This is a genomic window from Psychrobacter piechaudii, assembly GCF_900162825.1.
GTDB lineage: Bacteria > Pseudomonadota > Gammaproteobacteria > Pseudomonadales > Moraxellaceae > Psychrobacter > Psychrobacter piechaudii.
The window spans coordinates 1-7,262 of record NZ_FUGE01000121.1 but is presented as its reverse complement, the minus strand read 5'-3'; the positions used below and the strand labels follow the sequence as shown (position 1 = coordinate 7,262).

At 42.5% G+C, this 7,262-nt stretch carries 8 protein-coding genes and 1 pseudogene; 3 read left to right on the top strand and 6 right to left on the bottom strand.

What is annotated here, in order from left to right; translation table 11 throughout:
• Positions 1-497: 497 nt before the first annotated feature.
• Together nadD and rsfS are read left to right on the top strand one after the other, a co-directional pair.
• A complete protein-coding gene (gene nadD, locus A1019T_RS06385) occupies positions 498-1,271 on the top strand; it encodes a nicotinate (nicotinamide) nucleotide adenylyltransferase (protein WP_077450912.1) in 774 nt (257 codons plus the stop codon).
• A gap of 130 nt (positions 1,272-1,401) precedes the next feature.
• Positions 1,402-1,806 (top strand): ribosome silencing factor, encoded by a 405-nt coding sequence (rsfS, locus tag A1019T_RS06380; protein ID WP_077450911.1) that lies wholly within the window; start codon positions 1,402-1,404, stop codon positions 1,804-1,806.
• 112 nt (positions 1,807-1,918) lie between these two features.
• On the opposite strand, the gene A1019T_RS06375 is transcribed toward rsfS, so the two are convergent.
• Both A1019T_RS06375 and A1019T_RS06370 read right to left on the bottom strand, forming a co-directional pair.
• A complete protein-coding gene (locus A1019T_RS06375; protein WP_077450910.1) occupies positions 1,919-2,797 on the bottom strand; it encodes an SEL1-like repeat protein in 879 nt (292 codons plus the stop codon).
• A complete protein-coding gene (locus tag A1019T_RS06370; RefSeq protein WP_167366844.1) occupies positions 2,772-3,179 on the bottom strand; it encodes a tetratricopeptide repeat protein in 408 nt (135 codons plus the stop codon). The genes A1019T_RS06375 and A1019T_RS06370 overlap by 26 nt, the downstream gene beginning before the upstream one ends.
• 373 nt (positions 3,180-3,552) lie before the next feature.
• On the opposite strand from A1019T_RS06370, the gene A1019T_RS06365 reads away from it, so the two are divergent.
• A complete protein-coding gene (locus tag A1019T_RS06365) occupies positions 3,553-4,290 on the top strand; it encodes a pantothenate kinase (RefSeq protein ID WP_077450908.1) in 738 nt (245 codons plus the stop codon).
• Between the two features lie 111 nt (positions 4,291-4,401).
• Here A1019T_RS06365 and nemA read toward each other — a convergent pair whose 3' ends face one another.
• From nemA to A1019T_RS06345, 4 genes and pseudogenes are all read right to left on the bottom strand, one after another.
• Positions 4,402-5,502, bottom strand: a complete 1,101-nt coding sequence (gene nemA, locus A1019T_RS06360) for an alkene reductase (protein ID WP_077450907.1) — start codon at positions 5,500-5,502, stop codon at positions 4,402-4,404.
• A gap of 279 nt (positions 5,503-5,781) precedes the next feature.
• Entirely contained in the window at positions 5,782-6,261 is a 480-nt protein-coding gene (locus A1019T_RS06355; RefSeq protein WP_077450906.1) for a hemerythrin domain-containing protein, read from the bottom strand.
• A 161-nt stretch (positions 6,262-6,422) separates the two neighbouring features.
• Entirely contained in the window at positions 6,423-7,106 is a 684-nt protein-coding gene (locus A1019T_RS06350) for an RDD family protein (protein WP_077450905.1), read from the bottom strand.
• Positions 7,107-7,166: 60 nt separating this feature from the next.
• Positions 7,167-7,262: pseudogene (locus A1019T_RS06345) on the bottom strand (RNA-guided endonuclease TnpB family protein); the annotation flags it as partial.

Sequence of the window (7,262 nt, the reverse complement as noted above, 5' to 3'; positions counted from 1 at the left end):
ATGCACAAATCGCCATAACGCTTGGGTCTGAGCAAAACTGCTTTTAGTATCCATAGTTGCTTTCATACCAGCATGTAGATAACCGTTTGGGTGAGTGTGATTGTGTACGAGTTGTTGATATCGTTTGATGAGCCTCGTATCTAGCTCCATTTTATCTATGCCATACTGCGCTATTTTATCAAATTTATGCTCAATGATAAATTGTGTAGATACCTATGCCCTGAAGTGGGTGGTTTTACGGCGACTGGTGATAAAAGTAAAAACTAGCCGGCAGATCTGTCGGCTAGTTTTATTTTTGTGGTAGCAGTTGGTTTTGGGGAGGTAACTTTTTATACATTCTTTCTACCCTTTCTACCGCTTTTTATTACTGAGATTTTTTTAGATAGGTTTACCTTATATAGAGCTGTTAAACTTTGATATTAAGTGACTAAATTAGCTATACCCTTAACCCTAGACGATACTTCCCGCTTTAGTGATGCACACATAATGGATCTGTAATGCCCCAGACATTAAATACTGATAATACTAAATTATCTAGCTCCAATACTAGCTCACAGCAGCAGAGCAGCCTGTTGCCTATCGAGGTTTATTTGGGCGGATCCTTTGATCCAGTTCATAACAGCCATCTGGCTTTATTAACCCATGTTTATCAAAAATTAGCGGCTGATAGCCATCCCGTTAATGCCTACTTTATGCCTACCTCGCGCTCACCGCTAAAAACAGACAGCAGTGCCTCTGAGCATCGCTTAAATATGCTGAGCGTAGCCATTAAAGAGTTGCAAGCAGAAACCTTATCTTCTCAAAGCCACACCACCGCTTTGAACCTAGCAATTAGTGAGCATGAAATCTGGCAAACGCCGCCTACCTATACCATAAATACTCTGGCTGAGTTACGTCAGCAGCATCCTAACCACAGCTTGGTATTTATTATCGGCGCAGATAATATTGCCAGCTTACCTAAATGGCGCGATGGCGATAAATTGACCCAGTTTGCTCATCTATGGGTATTTCCTAGAAATGAATTACAATCTGCTGCAGAGATTACTGAGCTGTTACCCGACTCCTTAAAACCCCAAGTCAGCTCTTGCTTAGAGGACTTGAAGCAGCACACTCATGGCCGCATATACATAGATCCACATATGGTAGCGCCCCTATCGAGCAGTGCCATACGGGAAGCAATTGCTCAAGGTAGGCCAGAGATTGCAAAATCTGCTTTGCCACGCTCCGTATATTCGTATATCATGAAAAACAATTTATATCATTCTAATTGAGTTAATGGTTTCCATACTGCCTACGCAAGACCCAACGCCCTCATAATGAACTAAAATTTACCGAAACTTTAAAACATATTTTTTGGCTTTAACGTCATAAAGTATATACAGACAACCCTATAGGATAGCTATGACAATAGACGCAAATCAAAAAACACCCATGAGCGATGAAAGACTACAGCAATGTCTTGAAATGGTTCAAGACGCCCTAAACGATTTAAAAGCAAAAAACATTACCGTACTTCACGTCTCTGAATTGACAGACGTCATGGATTATATGGTTATCGCTGAAGGTACCTCAAAGCGTCATGTGAATGCTTTGGCGGATGAAGTGGGCGCTATTTCCAAAAAAGCAGGCTTTATGCCTTTAGGCCGCGAAGGGGAAAAAGACAGCGACTGGACTTTAGTAGATTTGGGCGGTGTTATCGTTCATATCATGACGCGCCAAGCTCGTGAATTCTATGACTTAGAAGGCCTGTGGTCTTCTCCTGAAGAGCTTAAAAAGTTAGTGGCTCGTGATTTAAGTGATCGCTAGGCTTTATCTTTTCTATCATCAATAAATAACCGCTCATAGCGGTTAGTAAAAAGTACTACCCATAAAAAAAGACGCTCATGGCGTCTTTTTTTATGCCTAAGTCTGCCTGAATTTAATATCCCAATTCCTCTAAATCCAGATAAATATCGCATCCTTCGAAATAGTCATCTTGACAAGAGTATTGAAACCATTTCTTAGCCTCAGTGTAGCTTTGTTTTACCCCATCCCGATTATAATACATGGTTCCAAGATTGAAGCTTGCCTTACCATAGCCTTGCTCAGCAGCTTTGACATACCACTTTAAAGCTTGTTTGAAGTCTTGAGGCACTCCTTCTCCATCTTGATAACTAATTGCCAAGTTATACTGAGCATCTGCTATACCTTGTTCAGCCGCTTTTTGATACCACATAGCCGCCTCAGTAGCGTCTAGCTCTACACCATAGCCGCCATCATAAAGTATGCCTAAGTTATTCTGGGCTTGGGCTTCTTCTTGCATAGCGGCGCGTCTGTACCAAGAAGCAGCCATTTCATAGTCTTGTTTTACCCCTAATTCACTTTCATACATCATGGCCAAGTTTAACTGACCCACTGGGTTTCCCTCTTGAGCGGCCATTAAAAACCACATTACTGCCTTGGAGTAATCCAACTCAACCCCATTGCCATGATAATACAGGACCCCAAGATTGACATAAGCCCCATCTGCTCTCTGTCCAGCTGCTTTAAGGTACCATTTACAGGCCTTATCAAAATCTTGTGAGACCCCTTGCCCTTCATCATATAGGACAGCCAACCCATACTGGGCTTCTTTATAGCCTTGGTGAGCTGAAGCCAAATACCATTCAGCGGCTTTTGAAAAGCTTTGACTGATCCCTATACCCAGATCATAAAACAGACCGACTTTGTATTGTGCTTCCGGATCACCCTGCTCCGCTGCCTGCAAGTACCATTTAAAAGCCTGAATATAATCAGTGGGAACCCCACCCATACTCATAAAGAATGCCTAGATTATACTGAGCATCTTTATCACCCTGAGCAGCAGACTTCTGATACCAGTACCTTGCTTTTGTAAAATCTTGAGTGGCGCCTCTACCTTCATGGTACATCACCACCATATTAAATTGAGCGCTTGCATCGCCCTGCTCGGCCGCTTTTTGATACCACTCAATTGCTTTTTTATCATCTTGCACTAGCCCTTCACTGCCTGTCTCGTAACTCCAGCCCAAGTTAAACTGTTCAACTGAGCTACCATTTTCAGCCAAAGCTTGCATCGTCGGCAAGTCTAAAGCATTCGCTGACAGCGAAGTTAGACACAGGCTAGCCACTAGCGTGAGTACGCTAAGCTTAAATAAACGAAGGGGAGTCGCTGGGGGCATATCATTCCTTATGGCAAGGTCCATTTTATTTGTTTTGCTAGGCCAGTCTGTCATTGCTATTAGCCATCAGTACCAATGCCAACAAGAGACATGTTAATTTATCTGATAGACTGGTTTAGTTTACATTAAAATAGAGAGCCATAAAACCGCTGTGTTGTTATAGGAAGACAAAACAAAAGACTAGTCATATTATAGACACGACACAGCGGATAGTTGAGAAAATACGTCAACATTGAATATCGATTAACAAATATTTATTTTAAACTGCTATTATTACGCCGCGAATAAAATAAGAGCCGCTATAAACCAACTGCCGCAACCCTTATTTTTTAACCCACATTATCCATTTAAAACACAAAAAGACGGGGCCTTTATGTCTAACTTATGGCTTGATCTAGGGAATACAAGACTTAAATATTGGCTGGCAGATGATATCGGTCAGATCATCACCTCAGATGCCAAGCAGCATTTGCAAGCCCCTGCAGAGCTGCTAATTGGTTTAACGGATAGGTTTAGTGCTTTAGCCCCAGAGTTTATCGGAGTTTCTTCAGTGCTCGGTGAGGAGGTGAATGCCCAAGTTGCTGAATCCCTAGCTTCTTTAGCTATTCCTTTTGAATTTGTTCACGTAGATGCGCATCACCCTCTACTCACCAGTGATTACGATGCTGGGCAATTGGGGGTGGATCGGTGGTTACAGATATTGGGGGCGGTCGATAGAAAAAAACGTCAATGTATTGTTGGCTGTGGCACGGCACTAACTATAGACTTGGTGGATCATGCTCACCATTTGGGCGGCTATATTTTTCCAAGCATTTATTTGCAGCGTGAAGCCTTATTTTCAGGGACCAAGCAAATCAGTATCAGCGAAGGCACTTTCACCAGCATTAGCGAAGGGGTAAACACCTCTGATGCGGTACATAGAGGTATTTTATTGTCTATTGTCGGGGCCATTAATGAGATAACACGGCGCAATCCTAATTATGAATTTACCTTGACCGGCGGGGATGCTCCTTTATTGGCCCAACATCTGAATCACCCGATTCATATTAAAGACAGCTTATTGCTTAATGGCTTGATGCGCTATTTCGATCAACAAAATGAGTCTCGCTAAAACCATTTTTAGCTTCTTGTTTTAGCCTTCATGTTTTAAACCCCGTTGAAAATAAAAAGACCTATCTATGAAAGATAGGTCTTTTTTGTTTTTACACCTAATTTGCTTTTATTATTTGTCCATAAAAGGATAGTCGGTGTAGCCTTTGACCCCGCCCCCATAAAAGGTTTCAGGGCGTTGTTCATTCAATGTAGCACCCTTCTCGATACGCTCTGCCAAATCTGGGTTGGCAATATAATCGCGGCCAAAAGCCACCGCATCAATATAACCTGCCTCCATCAAGGCCTGTGCTTTTTCAGGCGTATAGCCACCGGCAACAATGATGCTGTTATCAAATGCCTGACGCAACTTTTGACGAAACTCTGTGGAATAAGGTGTCCCACCAACCCAATCTGGCTCTGACAGATGCAGATACATCAAGCTGCGCTTATTAATTTGCTCAACCAACCATATAGCTTCGTCATCATTGTAACCCACATCCACACTATTAAAGGTGCCTAGAGGGGAGATGCGAATACCAATATGGTTTTTGTCCCACGCCTCAACACACGCATCGATAACTTGTAACATCAAGCGAGCCCGGTTTTCACGACTACCACCATAATTATCCTCGCGCTTATTGGTATGCTCTGCCCAGAATTGATGCAATAGATAGCCATGAGCACCATGAATCTCTACCCCATCAAACCCAGCTTGTTTGGCATATTTAGTGGCTTGAGCAAAGTCCGCGATAACCTGTTCAATCTCTTCTAAACTGGCTGCGCGAGGCGTGGTACCCTCGACACGTATTGGTTTGCCATTATCATCGCGTAAAGTGGTACGAACTCCCACATTAACGTCAGACGCTGATATTGGAGCTTTACCTTCGGGCTGTACGCTTTCATGGGACACTAAGCCTGTGTGCCATAACTGCACCACAATTTTGCCACCCTTGGCATGTACCGCATCAGTGATGACCTTCCAAGCCGTAACTTGCTCCTCATCATGTAGGCCCGGAGCACCGGCATAACCCTTGGCTTGTAGAGAAACTTGAGTGGCTTCTGTGATAACCAAACCTGCCCCGGCTCGCTGAGAGTAATACTCTACGGCTAGAATGTTAGGCATGTCACCAGGCTCTATTGAGCGTAATCGAGTGAGTGGGGCCATAAATACTCTGTTTTTAAAGCTTTGGCTGCCCATTTCAATGGGGTTAAATAAATTAGCGTATACCATAGTATTCCTTATATTATTGTCTTAGTTATTTACAGAATTTAGCCTGTTTTGTTGTTACGGCTTATAGTGTTAGGACGAAGTTATCATTGTTGAAGCAGAGGATTGGCAACCTGTCTTTACACTCCTATCTGACTGCCCTCGTCTACTCTGTTTATTATGGAGTAATATCTAGAAATTTAAAGTGAAATAGACCGGTCGTTACAACTTGCTTATATTTTATTAATGAAAAAAACCCACTAAAATTATTTAGCGGGTTTGTGTGGCAATAATCACTACTATTTAGTCATCAGCGTGAGTCTTTTCAAACTCATCATGCTCAACTTGATATAAAGCGCCTAATCTTTGCTGTAAGTCATCATCTAAAATCTTACGGGCTTCTTTGAAGAACTCATTCTCTTCTTCTTGTAAGTGATGACGCACTTTGTGAATTAGATCCGCACAAGTAGTGTCCCAAGTGTCTTGACTGATACGGCCATCATCCAGTGTTTCCATCATTTCGTCCATCTCATGGTGCTCAGTAATGGCATGACGTGATAAATCTAAGCCTTCATCATGTTGCATCACAGGAATGTATAAATGACGCTCTTCTGCAGCGGCATGCGCCTGTAATTCTAGCTTCAGCTCTTCGTAAATGGCTTTACGCTTGTCGTTGTCTTTTTCTTTTTCAAGCTGATCACATAGTTCGCGCTGCAAATCATGCTTGGTGATTAGGGCTGCAAAAATGTCTTGATCAAAATTCACACCGCTGTCTTTACTCATAATAGGCTCCATAATCAGTCAAAAAATTCAAATTAAAACCGCAATTAATAAATACATTTTAATTTATTTAATTCATTTCTTAATTATAACCTTACCCTATACGGATTACTGTCTTAATTAGACAAAGATTTGTATGAGCATGTGAATAATGCAAGCCATTCTTATTCGTCTTTATTTTTCTTGCTTCTCAAAGACTTAATTAAACCCTCGTGGTGAATTTTTGGCATTTTCAAAGTTACTGTTCCGGAAAGCATGTCATGTACCGCCAGCCCTCCACGGTTAAACAAACAAAAAACATAATTGAACATCAGGCCAAAAAAAGCACTGAGCAGCATTACCGAGCGCGAGCCATGAAAAGCATAGCCAATCGCCCCACAAATTACTGGTACCAGACAAGCGGCTAAAATACGCTTGATGGTATTACCCCAAGTGAGCAGTTGGCCGTTATCATCTACCGTCTTCAAACGCCAGGTTTGCATACCTAAAGTCTGCCCTGCACGGCGCCAAAATAGCCCGTAAAAGCCAATTAAGGTCAAAATGAAAGCTGGGGTCAACACCAAGTTTTGGTACCAACGTGGCAAGGTCTGTGCCTGATCTGAGGTTACCCCAGTTTCCATGGTCATCATAGTGCCAATCACGGTTAATACCGTCCCTACCAAAAATAATAAGGCCAAAATTAACATACCATCATAAACGATAGCAATAACTCGGGTCGATGCTTTGGCGATTTCTGGCTCACCAGAGATACTAACGCCTTCTATACCTGTGGGTCTTAATTGCTCAGTACTGTTAGCTGCGGCAGTTTGAGGACGACGAGAAAGCTTGGGAGTACGTTGTTTAGACATGATGAAATGACAACTCAGTAAGGACAGACTTGTTAATAGAAAATTGACCTCCTCCCCTCGCTAAACCGAGGGGATTCCTACAGCTAGACGGTCAAGCCCGACCGCAAGGATGTTCTTAGCAGCATTGATATCTCTATCATGCCATGTGCCACACTC